The sequence below is a fragment of the Micromonospora inaquosa genome (assembly GCF_003857055.1).
Lineage (GTDB): Bacteria > Actinomycetota > Actinomycetes > Mycobacteriales > Micromonosporaceae > Micromonospora > Micromonospora inaquosa.
Genome location: NZ_QGSZ01000314.1, coordinates 1 through 15,853, shown reverse-complemented (window position 1 = coordinate 15,853; position 15,853 = coordinate 1). Strand labels below are relative to the sequence as shown.

The window sequence follows — 15,853 nt, the reverse complement described above, 5'->3', positions numbered from 1 at the left end:
TGGTTCGATGTCGTCATCGGTGCAGAAGGTTCGGGTGCGGTTCGTTCGGCCGTCGCCGGGCTCGAACGAGCACGACGGCCGTCAACGCCACGGTGGTGAGCGCCCAGCCCGGCAGGCTGTCGCCCGCGAGGATCGGCGGGAGTTGCCGGTCGACGAGGCTCGGCACGACCACGCCGGCGGACCAGGCGACGGTCAACGCGAGTGCCGCGCGGTCGACCCCCACCACAGTGCCCAGCGCCAACGTGCCGGCGGTGAACCCCAGGACGGGCAGCAACCAGAGGCCGGGGGAGTGCCCGGTGAACCAGCCCGCCACCGCCAACACCGGCAGGACCGCCGACAGCACCCCCAACGTGCGGCGCATCAGCGGCGGCAGCCCGGTGCGGGGCATGGTGGCCGTCAGTTCCCACGCCGGGTCGAGGCGACGGCTCCAGACCGCGGCCACCGGCAGCAGCGGCGCGACCGGTGCGACCAGCAGCACCAGCGACGGCAGGCTGTCGAACGTCCACTCGAACAGGGCCGCCGCCAGCATCAACCCGGTGGCGGTGAACAGCCAGGGCAGCACCCGGGCGGCGACCCCGCTGCGCAGCAGCCGGCGGCGGCGTACCGGACGCGGGCCGGTGGCGACCCCGGTGGCGATTGCGTCCGCCACCCGGTCCAGCAGGTTCCGGGTGTCCGGGTCGACGGCGTCCGTCAGCACCGCCCGGCACGCGGCGCAGGTTTCCAGGTGCGCCTCGACCGCCCAGACGGTCGTGTCGTCGACGCCGGCAGCACCGGAGGCGTACTGGGAGATGAGGGTGGGCGTTGGGTGGGTGGTCATGACAGCGCCTCCCGGAGGGCGATTCGGGCCCGACGGGCGCGGGTTTTCACGGTCCCCTCCGGCATGCCGAGCAGCAGTGCGGTCTCCCGCGCGGTCAACCCGTCGAGGACCATCGAGCGCAGCACCTGACGGAGTTCCGCCGGCAGCGCGTGCAGGGCCCGCTCCAGGTTGGCGTCCATCCCGCCGGCCAGCGCCTCGTCCTCGGCCGGTGGAGCCACGGTCTCGAAGGTCTGCACCGACGGGATCCGCTCCCGTCGGGCCCGGTGCCGGAACGCGTCGATCAGCCGGTGCGCGGCGATCGTCCACAACCAGCCCACCGCGCTGCCGGAGGTGGAGGACCGCGCCTGGCTGCCGGCCGACCGCCAGACCGCCAGGTACGTCTCCTGGAGCACCTCGGCCACCACGTCCTCGTCGGCGCAGCGTCGACGCAGTCGCGCGGTCAACCACGGGGCGGTACGCCGGTACAGCGCGTCGAACGCGCGCCGGTCGCCCCGAGCGACGCGGCGAAGGAGTTCACCCTCGTCGAGCCCGTCCAGACCTCGTTTCACATCAGGCAAGACGACGCGTGCCCCTGCCCTGGTTCTGGTCCTGATGTGACACCTTTCACATTGGTCCGCCCGGAAGGGCGGGGTGACTCCCCGCACACCGGGAACGTCACACACCGCCGAGGTGTTGGCGAGCTAAGTGATGAAGCAGTTGGCGGAGAAGACCGGACGCGATCCCGCCGTCGCGCACGAGGTGCCGCCCGGCGACCTGATGACCAATCGTCAGCGGGCACAACTTGTCCTCGTGCTGGGCGCGTTGATCGCGATCGGGCCGCTGACCATCGACATGTACCTGCCGGCCCTGCCCGCCATCACGGCGGGCCTGCAGACCACCGAGACCGCGGTGCAGTTGACGCTGACCGGCACGCTGATCGGCCTCGCGCTGGGCCAGTTGCTGATCGGGCCGCTCTCCGACGTGGTCGGGCGGCGGATGCCGCTGCTGGCCGGCCTCGCCGCGCACATCGTGGCATCCGTGCTGTGCGTCTTCGCACCCAACATCGGGGTGCTCGGCGGGCTGCGCGTACTCCAGGGGCTCGGCGTCGCGGCCGCCACCGTGGTCGCGACGGCCGTGGTCCGCGACCTGTTCAGCGGGGCCTCCTTCGCCCGGATCTTCTCCCGGCTGATGCTCGTCATGGGCCTGGCGCCCATCCTCGCGCCGACGCTGGGCAGTGGCCTGCTGAGCTGGACCGACTGGCGGGGCGTCTTCGCGGCGCTGGCGGTGCTGGGCGCGCTGCTGATGGTCGTGGCCGCGTTCCGGCTCCCGGAGACCCTTCCGGTGACGCGTCGGCGCCACGGCGGGGTGAGCGCCACCCTGCGCGACTACCGGGCGCTGCTCAACGACCGGGCGTTCGTCGGTCTGGTGCTGGTCGCCGGGCTGGCGATGGCGGCCCTGTTCGCGTACGTGTCGGGTTCGTCGTTCGTGCTCCAGCAGGAGTACGGCCTCGACGAGCAGCAGTTCGGCGTCGCCTTCGGGGCCGGCGCGGTCGGCCTGATCGGAGCCACCCAGTTCAACGTGCGGCTGCTGCGCCGCTACACCCCGCAGCAGATCCTGGTCAGCGCCCTGATCGCCGGAACGGCGGCCGGCCTGCTGCTGGTCATGTTCGCGGCGACCGGCTTCGGTGGCCTGGGCACCCTGCTCGCGTCGTTGTGGCTGGTCCTGGCCGCCGCCGGCCTGGCCCTGCCGAACGCGCCGGCGCTGGCCATGAGCCGGCACAGCGAGGCCGCTGGCACCGCCGCGGCGCTGCTCGGCGCGGTGCAGTTCGGCATCGGTGCGGTGTCGGCGCCACTGGCCGGGCTGTTCGGCACGGGGAGCGTACCGATGGCGATCGTCATCGCGGGCGGCATGGCCGCCGCGCTGATCGTCATGCTGCTTGTCGTTCCGCGCGCCAGCCTCGGCACTGTCGACCCGGACCTGGCTGTCGCGCTGCACTAACCGTGCCCGGCGGTCGCGCCGCAGCGGGCCCCGTCGTCGCGCGGGAGAGACGGAGGGCGGGCCGGTGAACCGGCCCGCCCCGGCGATCAGCGGATCTCGGTGGTGTCCTCGGGGCGAGGTTGACCACGCGGTGGGGCGGACCAGGGTGATTCGCCACCCACCCGGCGAGGCAGTGGTTCGGTCGGCGTCGAGTCGGCCGGGTAACCCAGAGTGAGGGGCGCGGTGTCCCGCTCCGCGGCGGCGGGGGCCGGCCAGTCGGTCGACGTGAAGTCGTCGTCGCGGGGGCCTCCGTCCGACGCGGGGGTGGATGCCGTGGCCGGGTCGGACGCCGGGCTCGGCCACTGCCGCCAACGCTGTTGGCTGAAGGCCGCCATCAGCAGCAGCAGGCCGATCAGGAAGAGCGTGCCGTTCTCCACGGGCAGCCGCAGCGGCAGCGGGTCGCCGAACACCTTCCACCCGTGCGGGATCGCGTCCCGCACCGAGAAGGGCGCCACGAACATCCCGATGTACGGGGTGACCAGCAGCGCACCGGCCACCAACGGGCCCAGCGGCGAGAAGCGCAGCGTGCCGAGCAGGCCCAGCAGGACACCGCCGACACCGAGGTACACGGCCGGCTCGATCAGGTTGGCGGTGTTGAACGTGCCGATCTCCACCCAGCGGTCGACCGTCCGGCTCGACCCGTCCTGCCCCAGTGTGACCAGCACCCAGGTGATGGGTGCCACCACCAGCCCGGCGAGGAAGCTCCAGAGATGTCGCATCCGCGCACCGTACCGTTTTCGACATGACTGAGCACCTCTCCGCCGCTCCGACCGGCAAGCCGACGTCGTACTCACGCGTCACTCTCAGCAAGATCATGACTGCGGTGGACGTCAACCTCTACGGAACCGTGCACGGTGGGGTCCTGATGAAGTTCGTCGACGACGTGGCCGGGGCCGCCGCCGCCCGGCACAGTGGCGGCACGGCGGTCACCGCGGCGATCGACGAGATCGTCTTCTCCGAGGCGGTCCGGGTCGGCGACCTCGTGCACGCGCACGCCCAGGTGAACTGGACCGGCCAGACCTCGATGGAGGTGGGCGTACGGGTGGTCGCCGAGCGGTGGGACTCGGCCGAGGACGCGCCGGTCCGGGTGGCCACCGCATACCTGGTGTTCGTCGGCGTTGACGTCGGTGGGGCGCCGCGCGCGGTCCGCCCGGTGCTGCCGGAGACGGCGGAGGACGAGCGCCGATACAAGGAGGCGGAGATCCGCCGAGCACACCGCCTCGCCCGCCGACGCGCCATTCAGGCCCACCGGGCCGGCTGAGCAGCCCGGTCCGCGACCGGTAGCCGATCGGCTACCGGTCGGCGTCGCGTCCGCCGACGTTGACGATCTCCGGCGCCGAGGTGGGTACGCTGCTGCTCGAACCGCTGGTCAGCAGGCGGTTGAGCAGCAGCGGCAGGCCGATCACCGGCAGGAACCAGACCGAGACGTAGAGGCGGTCCTTCTCTTCCCACAGGGGGTGTGCGATCTGGGTGGCCAGCCCGACCACGGCCATCCCCACGGTGACCCACGCCAGCGGGACGTGCCGGCGAAAGAGCGCCCATGCCCCGAAGGCCAGCCCGAGCAGCAGCCACGGCATGCGCAACTCGTGCTGAAGCCAGCTGGGCCAGTAGTTCAGGTTGAGGTCGATCAGCCGCCGCCACGGGTCGTCGACGTCGGGGCGGGTGAAGTGTCGGGTGAACGTGTCCTGGAGGGTCTCTCCGGATCCGGAGATCCCCAGAACCTTCGCCGCCCCGAGAATGGCGATGCCCCCCACCGCCCCGATGCCCAGCAGGACCCACGACCCCGTGTGCCGCACGCTGCGGGTGGTGACCAGAGCTAGCAGCGCGGCGGCGCTCAGCGCCATGGCGAGCAGCAGGAAGGTCGGATACCTGATGATCGCGCCGACCGCCAGGGCCGCGATCAGCAACGCCGCTCCGGGGCCCGTCCGTCGTCGGAACAGCCACCACGAGCCCAGCAGAGCTGCCGCGCTCAGCGCGAGCACCGGGCCCTCGGTCAGCGGGTACGAGCCCCACCAACCCAACGGAGAAAAGTAGTAGAGGAGCTGGCCGGAGATCGCCACGGCAACCGGGACGCCGAGCTCACGGAGCAACACGAAGATCAGCGCCCCGCCGAGCATGGTGAACAGCACGGACGTTAACGACAGGCCGAGGTTGACCCCGAACAATCCGGTCAGTGGGGCGGAGAGCACCGAGTAGCCGGGCCGTGCCGCGAAGATCGCCTCGTACCGTGGCTTGTTCGGGGTCAATCCGTTCGGATATTTCGCGACGCACTTGTTGGTCTCTTCCCGGAGATCAACGGGGTCTCCATCGCCACCGGGTCGAGAGCCGCCTCCCGCGCCCGCCAACGGGCCAGGTCGGCGCAGGCCGCGGTCAGGGCGTTCCGCTCCGCGTCGGCCGGCGATGCCCCGAGCACTGTCAGCGTGGCCCGGGCATACCGGTAGGAGTCGTTCGCCGGGGTGATCGCCGGCTGTACCACCAACCAGACACCCAGGAAGGTCAGCGCCGCGAGCAGCGGGGCCACCCACGTCCGACTACCGAGAATGGACGCCAAAGCTCGCCTTATTGCCATACCGCTCCCCGTTGACACGGCCGCCCCCGCGGCGGTCTGCCCGGGCAGTGAGCCTACTGACGGACGCCCATTCCGGCGACCCCACCGTTCCGGCAGTCGCCATCGCTTTACCCACACTGCTCCGGGCGGAGAGATGGCGACCCTCAACACGCCGCTGTCGACCGGACGCGTGAAGAATGGGCACAGCGGGCTAGGGCAGGATGGCCGCACGGCGCCGCACAGTGTCGTGCGAGGCCAGGGGAGGGTGGAGCAGTGGGTGACGTGCTGTGGACGCCGCCGGCGGACGTGCGTGAGCGGTCCCGCATCGGCGGGTACCTGAGCTGGCTGCGGGAGCACCGAGGGCTGGAGTTCGCCGAATACGACGCGCTGTGGCGCTGGTCGGTCACCGACCTGGACGCGTTCTGGCGCTCGATCTGGGACTACTTCGAGGTGGTGGCGCACACCGAGCCGACCGCCACCCTGGCGGAGCGGGGGATGCCCGGTGCCCGCTGGTTCCCCGGGGCCACGCTCAACTACGCCGAGAACGTGCTGCGGACGCCGGGGCGCGCCGACCACGATCCGGTGGTGATCGCGCACGGGCAGACCCGAGCGCCGGTCACGCTGACCGCCGGGGAGCTGCGCGAGCAGGTCCGCCGGGTGTCGGCCGGGCTGCGTCGGCTCGGCGTCACCGCCGGGGACCGGGTGGCGGCGTACGCCCCGAACATCGCTGAGACATACGTCCTGCTGCTGGCCACCGCCAGCCTGGGCGCGATCTTCTCGTCCTGCGCCCCCGAGTTCGGCACCCGCAGTGTCACCGACCGCTGGCAGCAGATCGAACCGACGGTGCTGGTCGCCGTGGACGGCTACCGGTACGGCGACAAACCGGTGGACCGGCGGGCCGAGGTGGCCGCGATCCGGGCCGCCCTGCCGTCGCTGCGCCACACCGTCAGCATCGGCTACCTCGACCCGACGGGCCCCGCGCCCGAGGGCGCGTCGGGCTGGGCCGAGCTGGCCGCGCCCACCGACGAGCCGTTGACGTTCACGCCGGTGCCGTTCGACCACCCGCTCTACGTGCTGTATTCGTCGGGCACCACCGGGCTGCCGAAGCCGATCGTGCACGGCCACGGCGGCATCCTGCTGGAGCACCTGAAGATGCTCGCCCTGCACCACGACCTGGGCCCGGCCGACCGGTTCTTCTGGTTCACCACCACCGGCTGGATGATGTGGAACTTCCTGGTCTCCGGCCCGGCGGTGGGCGCGACCATCGTGCTCTTCGACGGCAACCCGGGGGTGCGCGCTGAGCCCGGCCGGCCGGCTGAGCCCGACCTCGGTGGGCTGTGGCGGCTGGCGGCGGAGACCGGCACGACCTACTTCGGCACCTCCGCGCCGTACCTGCTGGCCTGCCGCAAGGCCGGGTTGGTCCCCCGGGAGGTCGCCGACCTGTCGGCGCTGCGCGGTGTGGGTTCCACCGGTGCGCCGCTGCCCGCCGAGGGTTTCCGCTGGGTGTACGAGACCGTCGGCGACCACCTCCAGCTCCAGTCGCTCTCCGGCGGCACCGACGTGTGCACCGGCTTCGTCGGCGGGGTGCCGCTGCTGCCGGTGTACGCCGGTGAGATCGCCTGCCGGGCGTTGGGCGCCAAGGTGGAGGCCCGCTCCGCCGACGGCACGCCGGTCATCGGCGAGCTCGGCGAGCTGGTGATCACCGAACCGATGCCGAGCATGCCGGTGGGCTTCTGGAACGACCCGGACGGCACCCGCTACGCCGAGGCGTACTTCGGCGTCTACCCCGGCGTCTGGCGGCACGGTGACTGGATCACCATCAACGAGCGGGGTGGTTGCGTGATCACCGGGCGTTCCGACGCCACGCTCAACCGCGGTGGGGTACGGCTCGGCACCGCCGAGTTCTACTCGGTGGTCGAAGGGCTCGACGAGGTGCTCGACTCGGTCGTCGTCCACCTGGAGGACGACGAGGGCGGCGCCGGTGAGCTGCTGCTCTTCGTGGCGCTGGCCGAGGGTCTGGAGTTGGACGACGCGATGCGTACGAAGATCTGCCGGGAACTGCGGACGGCGCTCTCACCCCGGCACGTGCCTGACGAGATCCATCAGGTGCGGTCGGTGCCCCGTACCCTCTCGGCGAAGAAGCTGGAGGTGCCGGTCAAGAAGATCCTCACCGGCACCCCGGTCGACCAGGCCGCGGCCAAGGGCGCGCTAGCCAACCCGGAGTCGCTGACGGCGTTCGCCGCCCTGGCCCAACGCCGCCCGCCGCACAAGACGCCCGCCTGAGGGCCGGCCGCTCCACCCGTGGGCCCCGACCACGTCGGGCTCCCGCGGGGCGCGGCGACCGGGGCTACCGGAGGGGGTGCGTGATCTTTTCTGTGGTCAGCCGGGAGGCCAGGCGGGCCGGGTCCTGGTTGGCGCAGAGGACCACGGTGGCGGCGCGGGTCAGCGGCGCCAGCAGCCAGTCGACCGGGTCGGGGTGGCGGGTGGCGTCCACGAGGACCCGCGCCCCGGGCTCGATGCCCAACTCGGTGGCGCGGGCCTCGGCGCGGCTCAGCAGGTGCGCGTCGGTGGGGCCCGGACCGGACTGTGGCGTGAAGTGGTCACCGTGTCCGCGTACCTCGACGACGTAGTCGGCGAACCCGGGCGGCACCTTCCGCAACGGGGCGGCGAGCGGGGCCAGCCCGAGGGCGTACCGCTCGTCGGCGGGCCAGGACTGCGCCTCGTCGAACCGGTCCACGCCGGCGAAGAGCACGCCCACGTCGCCCGGCGTGTCGACGACACTCAGCTTCGCCGACCAGCAGCCCAGCAGCACCGCCGCGGTCTGCCAGTGTGGCGGCAGCAGCACGCCGGCCGGGGTGCCCGGCGCGAGGCCGACCTCGTCGACGAGAAGGTTGGCGGTCTTCGCCACCCAGTTCGCCATGGTGACGCCGGAGAGTTCGGTGCGGTCGCCGGTGGCGTCGTCGTACCAGGTGAGCAGCGGTCGGGTCGGGTCGGTCGCGATCGCGTCGGCGAAGACCCGGGCAATGTTGTCGGCCATCGGCGCGAACGATACGCCAGTGCGGGCCGTACTCAATGACGATGACAAGTCGGCGTACCGTCGGGTCGCAGTCAGCGTCGATCCCGCGCTCCGGCGTAGGCTTGACCCCCGGAGTGTTGTTCCCCACAGCCCGCCATACAAGGAGTCGCCCCGTGACCGCCGGTCGCCCGCCCCGCGTGCTCATCGACGCCACGAGTGTCCCCGCCGACCGTGGTGGTGTCGGTCGATACGTTGACGGTCTGCTCGGTGCCCTCGGCAAGGTGTGCGGGTCGGGGGTGGATCTGGCGGTGGTCAGTCTCCGCACCGACCTGGAGCGTTACACCCGCATGCTGCCCGGCGCGGAGATCATTCCCGCCCCGGCCGCCGTGGCACACCGCCCGGCCCGGCTCGCCTGGGAGCAGACCGGCCTGCCGTTGCTCGCCCAGCAGGTGGGCGCACACGTGCTGCACTCACCCTTCTACACCTGCCCGCTGCGGGCCGGGTGTCCGGTCACTGTCACCGTGCACGACGCGACGTTCTTCACCGAGCCCGAGCATTACGACAAGTCGCGCCGCACGTTCTTCCGCAGCGCCATCAAGACCTCGCTGCGCCGCGCCGATCGGGTGATCGTGCCCAGCAAGGCCACCCGTGACGAGCTGATTCGGCTGCTCGACGCCGACCCGACGCGGATCGACGTGGCCTACCACGGCGTCGACCAGGCTGCCTTCCACGCGCCCACCGAGGAGGAGAAGGCCCGCGTACGCGCGCGTCTGGGGTTGGGCAACAGCAGCTACGTCGCCTTCCTCGGCGCCAAGGAGCCCCGGAAGAACGTTCCCAACCTGATCCGTGGATGGGCGCGGGCGGTGGCTGACCGTGTCGACCCGCCGGCCCTGGTGATCGCCGGTGGGCAGGGGCACGACGACGACATCGACCGGGCGGTGGCCGAGGTTCCGTCGCACCTGCGTCTGCTGCGTCCCGGCTACCTGCGCTACGCCGACCTGCCGGGTTTCCTCGGTGGCGCACTGGTCGCCGCGTACCCGTCCTACGGCGAGGGGTTCGGGCTGCCGATCCTGGAGGCGATGGCGTGCGCCGCCCCGGTGCTGACGACGCCCCGGCTCTCGCTGCCCGAGGTGGGCGGCGACGCGGTCGCGTACACCTCGGAGGATCCGGAGCAGATCGGCACCGACCTGGCCGCTCTGCTCGACGACGAGCAGCGGCGGTTGTCGCTTGCGAAGGCGGGGTTCGACCGGGCCAAGGAGTTCACCTGGGAGTCCAGCGCCGAGGTGCACATCGCCGCGTGGAGCCGCGCCCGATCCTGACCCTCCGCGCCACTGCTGGTGACCCGTGCCACTTTGGGCAGGTACGTCGGGCATGATGTGCGGATGCTCTATGCGGTCATTCCGGCCGGTGGCAGTGGCACGAGGTTGTGGCCGCTGTCCCGCGCTGGCCATCCCAAGTTCCTCCACCCGCTCACTGGCACCAGCGCCTCGCTGCTCCAGGCGACCGTGGAACGGCTCGCGCCGTTGACCACACCGGATCGGACCCTTGTGGTCACCGGCGCTGCGCACGTCGCGGCGGTGGCACGGCAACTGACAGTGCTGCCGGAGGAGAACATCCTGGTCGAGCCCTCCCCCCGGGATTCCTGCGCGGCGATCGCGTTGGCTGCCGCGGTGATCGCGACGCGGGACCCGAACGCGGTGATGGGCAGCTTCGCGGCGGACCACCTGATCCGCGACCCGGACAGCTGGGTCTGCACGGTCCAGGAGGCGGTCCGCGGCGCCGAGCAGGGCATGCTGATGACCGTCGGGATCACCCCGACCCGGGCGGAGACCGGCTACGGCTACCTGGAGACCGGCGATCGGACCGAGGGTGTGCCGTGGCGACCGGTGGCTGAGTTCAAGGAGAAGCCGGCCGCCGAGGTCGCCGAGGCGTACGTCCGCTCGGGCCGGCACCTGTGGAACGCGAGCATGTTCGTGTGGCGGGTGGACGTCTTCCTCGCCGAACTGGCCCGCCAGCAGCCGGGGCTGCACGCTGGCGTCTCCTCGATCGCCGCAGCCTGGGGCACACCGGAGCAGGACGACGTCCTGGGCGCGATCTGGCCGACGCTGCCGAAGATCTCCGTCGACTACGCGGTGATGGAGGGCGCGGCCACGGCGGGTCGCGTCGCGACGGTGCCGGGCGACTTCGGCTGGAACGACGTCGGTGACTTCCACACCCTCGGCGACGTGTTGCCGGCCGACGAGGCGAACAACGTGGTGCTCGGCACGGAGGCCAAGCCGGGCGTGCTGCTGCGGGACAGCAGCAACCTCGTGGTCGTGCCGCAGTCGGGTCGGCTGGTGGCCGTCCTCGGCCTGCGCGACCTGATCGTGGTGGACACCCCGGACGCGGTGCTGGTCTGCCCGCGCGACCGCGCCCAGGATGTCAAGGCCCTGGTCGACGAGCTCAAGGAGCGAGGCGAAGAGGGCTACGTCTGAGGGCTGCGAGGGCCGGTGCGACCAGGTGGGCGGTCCTGCCGGCCAGCGGCTCGGGCAGTTGGTCCGTCGGGAACCAGCCCAGCGCCTCGGCCTCGTCGCTGACCTGCTCCACCGCCGAGGGCGGGGCGAGCACGGCGAACCGGACGTCGTAGTGCGCCGAGCCGCCCTGACACTGCACCTGGTGCACGTCCACGTCGATCGGCACCGGGTCGATGCGCAGGCCGGCGATCCCGGACTCCTCGGTGGCCTCGCGGAGCGCGGCGGCGACCAGGGTCTCGTCGGTCGGCTCGCAGTGCCCGCCGAGCTGCACCCAACGCCCGAACTTGATGTGCAGGCAGAGCAGCACCCGGGAGCCGGTGGAGTCCAGCACCAACGCGCTGGCGGTGACGTGTCCCGGCCGGTGCTGCCGGCTCATCGCAACCGGGCCGGTGGCGAGCAGCGCGAGGGTCCGGTCCCGCGCGCTGGCCGCGTCCGGGCTGGTGGGCTGCCAGCCCTCCAGCAACGCGGTGGCGTCGGCGTGCAGCGCCGCGTACGTCTCCGGGTTGGTCGGTTGAGCGGTCGGGCCGGTGATCACGGTGTCGGGCATCAGGCCACTGTACGAGCGTCTGCTTCCTACGCTGGCCACTGACCCTGCGACTCGTCGAAGTCGTGGTGGCCGGGCGGGATGACCGGACGGCACCTCTGCGGAGCAAGGGCCGCAGACCCTCGTGGTGCCGTCCGATCACCGGGGCCTCCCCCGGTCCCGGTGCCCCCGGCAGCGCGGGCGTCGAGGACGCGCGGCGCCGTGTTCGGGCATGGGAAGCATGCCGAATCGACCCCGGAGGCGTCGAGGTTTTTCATTCCAGGCTTAAAGATGGAGATTACTGCCGTCCAGGTAGAGTCGAACGGTCATCCGGCATCCCCCTGCCGGCGACACGGGAGCGCTCCATGCTGAAAATCCACTTTTCTGGGGAGGACATCCTCCGGACCCGGGTGGCGCCGGCGGCGGACCCGGTCTGGGAGCTGGTCCTCAGCCTGCACGTGCTGCGCGGCCGCACCCGCGATCCGCTGACCGCCAACTGGCGGCGCAACGTGACTTCGGCGCTGCGCCAGGACGCCGCCGCCGAGCAGCTCAGCCTGCTCTTCGCGTTGAACCCGCCGCGCGGTTACTTCCCCGACTTCCTCACCCCGTACGCCAGCGTCGAGGGCTTCGAGGCCGGGCTGGACGCGCTCCGCCGTACGCCCCCCGAGTTGCTACACCGGGACCTGAGCGTGCTGGCCACCGAGACTCAGCTGCCCTCCTCGGCGACCGCGCTGGCCCGGGGTGAGGTGTCGGCGCTGCACCACCTGGCCGAGTCGATGGAGCAGTACCGGTCGCTCGCGATCAGCCCGTACTGGAGTCGAATCCAGGCCGCGGTGGCGGCGGACCGCACTCGACGGGCGCGGGCGCTGCTCGACGGCGGGGTCGAGGGCCTGCTCACCAGCTTCCGGCCGGCGATGCACTGGGAGAGCGGTGTGCTGGAGGTCCGCAGCTACCCACACAGTCGGGAGCTGCACCTGGACGGGCGCGGGCTGCTGCTCGTTCCGTCGTTCTTCTGCGCGGCCATCCCGGTCGCACTGCTCGACCCGGCGCTGCCACCGGTGCTGGTCTACCCGGTTGACCGGCTTGGCGGGCTGGTGTCGGCCGACGCAGGCGGTGCGTTGGCGTCCGGTGCTGCCCGCGAGTCACTCGCCGCGCTGCTGGGCCGCACCAGGGCGGCGGTGTTGCAGGCCAGCGACGAAGGCTGCACCACCGGCGAGGTCGCCCGCCAGCTCAACATCTCAGCGGCGGCGGCGAGCCAGCACGCCACGGTGCTGCGAAACGCTGGCCTGCTGGTCAGCCACCGCGAACGGAACAGCGTGCTGCACACGCTGACCCCGCTGGGCCGGGCCATGCTGGACGCGTGACCCGGCCATCGCGCAGGAGCTACAGGGCGCGGGCGGCGCTCGCCCGGGTTGAAGGGCGAGGTGGCGGGCTACAGGGCGCGGGCGGCGCTCGCCCGGGTTGAAGGGCGAGGTGGCGGGCTACAGGGCGAGGGCGGCGCTCGCCGGGCTGCCGGGCGGTGGCGGCAACAGGGTCGACCCCACGCCCTCGGCGGCCAGGGCGACGCGCAGCCGGTGCAGGTCCGCGCCGAAGCGGACCAGACCCATCGGCTCGACGGGGGTCGGTGCCGAGCCGAGCAGCAGGGCCGCGCCCTCCGGCCACCCGGGCATCTCGGCGACCAGACCGGCGCGTACCTCGGCCTCGTCGACCAGGGTGAAGACCGTGCCGGGGGCGACCACCCCGGCGACCGCGTCGATCGCCCGTCGCACCGCGGTCAGGTCGGCCGGCGTCGGGCCGGGACCGTCGGCCAGGGTGGCGGCGTCGGACAGCCCGGCGGCGCGGGCCTCGGCGGTGCCGAGCGAGAACAGGTCCTGTGCCGCGTCACGGATCAGCGCCCGTGCGCCACCGGCGTCGTCCGGGTTGGTGGCGGGCAGGTAGCCGCGCACCACCGCCACGGGGACCTGGTCGCACTTGCCCTTGATCAGCTCGCCGGCACCCGCCAGTTCGTCCACCACGGCCATCTGGGTCAACTGCAACTCGTTGCCGTACGGGTCGATCTCGCCCCGGTGGTCACGGATGGCCGGCATCCCGGCCACGCCGAGTGCCACGTCGGTGAGCCCGTTGCGCCAGGGCCGGCCCATCGTGTCGCTGATGATCACGGCCAGGTCCAGGTCGTAGCGCTCCCGCAGCGCGTCCCGCAGGGCCTGCGCCGAGGCGTCCGGGTCGACCGGCAGCAACACCAGTTGGGTCTTGTCCACGTTCGACGCGTCGATCCCCGCCGAGGCCATCACGAAGCCGTGATGGGTCTGCACGATCCGGGTCGCCCCCCGGCTGGCGACCACCCGGGCGGTCTCACCGGCCAGAACCTCGTCCCGGGCGGCCAGCCGTTCCGGCCCGTCCGCCGGCACGTCGACCAGCCGCCCCTCCGCCTTGGAAACGATCTTGCTGGTCACCACCAGCACGTCGCCGTTGCGCAGCCACGGCGCGGCGGTCGCGATCATCGCGGCCAGGTCGTCGCCCTCGGTAACGTGGCCGATGCCGAGCACCGGCAGAATCTCCAGCCTCACGTCAACTCCACCGCGGCGCGGACCATGGCCGTCGTCGCCGCCTCGTCGGTCATCCGCAGCGGAACCGCGCGGACCGTCACCTCAGGCACCACAGTGCCCGCGTCCTCCTCGGCCACCAGCCAACCGTCGAGCAGGCCACCGCTCGCCCGGCCGCCGTAGAGCCGACCCACCCCCGCCGCGCTGCACTCGACACCGAGCACGGCCAGACAACGATCGGCCATCCCTCGCACCGGTGCGCCGCCGATGATCGGGGAGACACCCACCACCGGCGCCGGGCCGCCCGTCACGGCCTCGCGCAGCCCCGGTACGGCCAGCACCGGCGCGACGCTCACCACCGGGTTGCTGGGCGCGACCAGCACCAGGTCGGCCGAGGCGATCGCTTCCAGCACCCCGGGTGCCGGCTTCGCCGTCTCCGCGCCCACGAACACGAAACGGTGCGTGGGGATGTCGGCCCGGTACCGCACCCACCACTCCTGGAAGTGGATCGCCCGCTGCCCCTGGTCGTCCTCCACCACGGCGTGGGTCTCCAGCCGGTCGTCCGTCGCCGGCAACAGGCGTACGCCCGGCTCCCAGCGGCTGGCCAGCGCCTCCGTGACCGCGCTCAACGGGTAACCGCCGTTGAGCATCGTGCTGCGGACCAGGTGGGTGGCGATGTCCTTGTCGCCGAGGCCGAACCAGGTCGGCTGTGCCCCGTACGCGGCAAGCTCCTGCTTGACCGTCCAGCTCTCGCCGACCCGGCCCCAGCCCCGCTCCGGGTCGGCGCCGCCGCCGAGCGTGTACATGACGCTGTCCAGGTCGGGGCAGATCTTCAACCCGTGTAACCACAGGTCGTCGCCGACGTTGACCACGGCGGTCACCTCCGCGCCGACGTCACGGGCGTACGCCCGGACCCCGAGCAGGAACCGGGCGCCGCCAATGCCGCCGGCCAGAACCACGATGCGCATGTCGACCATCCTCGCGCACGTGACGCCTCCGATTGGTGGGTGGCCCGGGAGACTAGGCTCACGTGCGCCCTGTCCGTTCATGCCCCGAGGGGGAGCTCGTGACCAGCCCCGCCGAGCCCACGTCCGCTGACGCGACGCAGGCCCGCCAGCTGACCAAGCCACTACGTGAGCTCGCTGCGCTCGCGCTGCTCGGCGCCAACGCCGTGTTCCTCTTCGTTGGCCTGCTCCGGCTGGTCGCCCCGAACGACTACAGTTCCTTCACCGACCGGGCGGGCAGCGCCTTCAACGCGTTCGTCGGGGTGGAGGCGGTGGCTCTCCCACTGCTGGCGGTGCTTTTGGCCACACACATTTCGCCGGTGCTGCCGAAGGCGAAGCTGATCACGCAGGTGGCCCTCGGTGAGTACGCGGTCAGCGCCCTGTTCGGCACGCTGACCATGCTGATCTGGACGGTGGGCCGGCTGGCCGAGGCCGAGGTGCTCGACGCGCTGCTCGGTGTGCTCGCCCGGTTCGCCTGGATGGTGATCTTCGCGATCGCCGCCTGGGTGGTCTACACCGTCTGGCGCGCCCACTACTACGTGCCGCGACCGAAGCCCCAGCCGGGCGTCTACGGCCAGCCGCAGCCGGGATGGCCGCAGCAGCAGGGTGGTTGGCCGGCCCCGGGTCAGCCCGGTGGCCAGCCGCAGGGCGGTTGGCCCGCTCCCGGTCAGCCGGGCGGCTACCCGCAGGCTGGTCAGCCGGGTGGTCACCCGCAGGCCGGCCAGTTCGGCCAGCCGTCGCCGCCGTTCCAGGCCCCACAGTCGGCCCCGCCGCACCCGCAGTCGGCCCCACCATTCCCGCAGTCGCCCCCGCCGCACCCGCAGTCCGCGCCGCCGTTCCCCCCGTCGGCCCCCCCGTCCCAGCCACCCCCGT

General features: G+C 72.2%; 16 protein-coding genes. 7 read left to right on the top strand and 9 right to left on the bottom strand.

Translation table 11 applies throughout. The annotated features are described in order from the left end of the window. Positions 1-13 precede the first annotated feature (13 nt). Together DLJ59_RS28700 and DLJ59_RS28695 are read right to left on the bottom strand one after the other, a co-directional pair. The gene (locus DLJ59_RS28700; protein ID WP_208648864.1) at positions 14-817 is read right to left on the bottom strand and encodes a zf-HC2 domain-containing protein; all 804 of its coding nucleotides are present in this window, start codon (positions 815-817) and stop codon (positions 14-16) included. Beyond that, complete coding sequence (locus DLJ59_RS28695) at positions 814-1,365, bottom strand: RNA polymerase sigma factor (RefSeq protein WP_208648866.1); 552 nt, start codon at positions 1,363-1,365, stop codon at positions 814-816. The genes DLJ59_RS28700 and DLJ59_RS28695 overlap by 4 nt, the downstream gene beginning before the upstream one ends. 208 nt (positions 1,366-1,573) lie before the next feature. Between DLJ59_RS28695 and DLJ59_RS28690 the strand changes: the two genes are divergently transcribed. Further along, a complete protein-coding gene (locus tag DLJ59_RS28690; RefSeq protein WP_124776426.1) occupies positions 1,574-2,794 on the top strand; it encodes a multidrug effflux MFS transporter in 1,221 nt (406 codons plus the stop codon). 86 nt (positions 2,795-2,880) lie between these two features. Here the strand turns inward: DLJ59_RS28690 and DLJ59_RS28685 are convergent, their stop codons facing one another. After that, on the bottom strand, positions 2,881-3,552 hold the full coding sequence (locus DLJ59_RS28685) for a hypothetical protein (RefSeq protein ID WP_124776384.1): 672 nt from the start codon (positions 3,550-3,552) through the stop codon (positions 2,881-2,883). Between the two features lie 23 nt (positions 3,553-3,575). On the opposite strand from DLJ59_RS28685, the gene DLJ59_RS28680 reads away from it, so the two are divergent. Then, a complete protein-coding gene (locus DLJ59_RS28680) occupies positions 3,576-4,094 on the top strand; it encodes an acyl-CoA thioesterase (protein WP_091394150.1) in 519 nt (172 codons plus the stop codon). Between the two features lie 31 nt (positions 4,095-4,125). Here DLJ59_RS28680 and DLJ59_RS28675 read toward each other — a convergent pair whose 3' ends face one another. After that, entirely contained in the window at positions 4,126-5,079 is a 954-nt protein-coding gene (locus tag DLJ59_RS28675; protein WP_124776382.1) for a hypothetical protein, read from the bottom strand. Further along, positions 5,076-5,354, bottom strand: a complete 279-nt coding sequence (locus DLJ59_RS28670) for a hypothetical protein (RefSeq protein ID WP_124776380.1) — start codon at positions 5,352-5,354, stop codon at positions 5,076-5,078. Before DLJ59_RS28670 ends, DLJ59_RS28675 begins: the two co-directional genes overlap by 4 nt. Positions 5,355-5,654: 300 nt before the next feature. On the opposite strand from DLJ59_RS28670, the gene DLJ59_RS28665 reads away from it, so the two are divergent. Next, positions 5,655-7,664 (top strand): acetoacetate--CoA ligase, encoded by a 2,010-nt coding sequence (locus tag DLJ59_RS28665; protein ID WP_124776378.1) that lies wholly within the window; start codon positions 5,655-5,657, stop codon positions 7,662-7,664. Between the two features lie 64 nt (positions 7,665-7,728). Here DLJ59_RS28665 and DLJ59_RS28660 read toward each other — a convergent pair whose 3' ends face one another. Next, positions 7,729-8,418, bottom strand: coding sequence for a TIGR03089 family protein (locus tag DLJ59_RS28660; RefSeq protein WP_124776376.1), 690 nt, complete (start codon positions 8,416-8,418; stop codon positions 7,729-7,731). A gap of 152 nt (positions 8,419-8,570) precedes the next feature. Here DLJ59_RS28660 and DLJ59_RS28655 point away from each other — a divergent pair, with 152 nt between their 5' ends. Both DLJ59_RS28655 and DLJ59_RS28650 read left to right on the top strand, forming a co-directional pair. Then, positions 8,571-9,716 (top strand): glycosyltransferase family 4 protein, encoded by a 1,146-nt coding sequence (locus tag DLJ59_RS28655; protein ID WP_124776374.1) that lies wholly within the window; start codon positions 8,571-8,573, stop codon positions 9,714-9,716. Between the two features lie 63 nt (positions 9,717-9,779). Next, positions 9,780-10,871, top strand: a complete 1,092-nt coding sequence (locus DLJ59_RS28650; RefSeq protein ID WP_124776372.1) for a mannose-1-phosphate guanylyltransferase — start codon at positions 9,780-9,782, stop codon at positions 10,869-10,871. Here DLJ59_RS28650 and DLJ59_RS28645 read toward each other — a convergent pair. Continuing rightward, positions 10,840-11,457: an NUDIX hydrolase gene (locus tag DLJ59_RS28645; protein WP_124776370.1), complete on the bottom strand. Its 618-nt coding sequence runs from the start codon at positions 11,455-11,457 to the stop codon at positions 10,840-10,842. The genes DLJ59_RS28650 and DLJ59_RS28645 overlap by 32 nt on opposite strands. A 341-nt stretch (positions 11,458-11,798) precedes the next feature. Between DLJ59_RS28645 and DLJ59_RS28640 the strand changes: the two genes are divergently transcribed. After that, positions 11,799-12,797: an ArsR/SmtB family transcription factor gene (locus tag DLJ59_RS28640; RefSeq protein ID WP_124776368.1), complete on the top strand. Its 999-nt coding sequence runs from the start codon at positions 11,799-11,801 to the stop codon at positions 12,795-12,797. A gap of 117 nt (positions 12,798-12,914) precedes the next feature. Here DLJ59_RS28640 and DLJ59_RS28635 read toward each other — a convergent pair whose 3' ends face one another. Further along, positions 12,915-14,000 (bottom strand): coenzyme F420-0:L-glutamate ligase, encoded by a 1,086-nt coding sequence (locus DLJ59_RS28635; protein ID WP_124776366.1) that lies wholly within the window; start codon positions 13,998-14,000, stop codon positions 12,915-12,917. Continuing rightward, positions 13,997-14,944 (bottom strand): 2-phospho-L-lactate transferase, encoded by a 948-nt coding sequence (gene cofD, locus DLJ59_RS28630; RefSeq protein WP_124776364.1) that lies wholly within the window; start codon positions 14,942-14,944, stop codon positions 13,997-13,999. The genes DLJ59_RS28635 and cofD overlap by 4 nt, the downstream gene beginning before the upstream one ends. Positions 14,945-15,042: 98 nt before the next feature. On the opposite strand from cofD, the gene DLJ59_RS28625 reads away from it, so the two are divergent. Beyond that, the coding region (locus tag DLJ59_RS28625) for a hypothetical protein (protein WP_124776362.1) at positions 15,043-15,853 on the top strand (811 nt) is incomplete at its 3' end.

What these genes read in the sequence shown, in the direction of transcription:
- DLJ59_RS28700 (WP_208648864.1), bottom strand. Translation starts at nt 817, where the DNA reads ATGACCACCCACCCAACGCCCACCCTCATCTCCCAGTACGCCTCCGGT.
- DLJ59_RS28690 (WP_124776426.1), top strand. Translation starts at nt 1,574, where the DNA reads ATGACCAATCGTCAGCGGGCACAACTTGTCCTCGTGCTGGGCGCGTTG.
- DLJ59_RS28685 (WP_124776384.1), bottom strand. Translation starts at nt 3,552, where the DNA reads ATGCGACATCTCTGGAGCTTCCTCGCCGGGCTGGTGGTGGCACCCATC.
- DLJ59_RS28680 (WP_091394150.1), top strand. Translation starts at nt 3,576, where the DNA reads ATGACTGAGCACCTCTCCGCCGCTCCGACCGGCAAGCCGACGTCGTAC.
- DLJ59_RS28660 (WP_124776376.1), bottom strand. Translation starts at nt 8,418, where the DNA reads ATGGCCGACAACATTGCCCGGGTCTTCGCCGACGCGATCGCGACCGAC.
- DLJ59_RS28650 (WP_124776372.1), top strand. Translation starts at nt 9,780, where the DNA reads ATGCTCTATGCGGTCATTCCGGCCGGTGGCAGTGGCACGAGGTTGTGG.
- DLJ59_RS28645 (WP_124776370.1), bottom strand. Translation starts at nt 11,457, where the DNA reads ATGCCCGACACCGTGATCACCGGCCCGACCGCTCAACCGACCAACCCG.
- DLJ59_RS28640 (WP_124776368.1), top strand. Translation starts at nt 11,799, where the DNA reads ATGCTGAAAATCCACTTTTCTGGGGAGGACATCCTCCGGACCCGGGTG.
- cofD (WP_124776364.1), bottom strand. Translation starts at nt 14,944, where the DNA reads ATGCGCATCGTGGTTCTGGCCGGCGGCATTGGCGGCGCCCGGTTCCTG.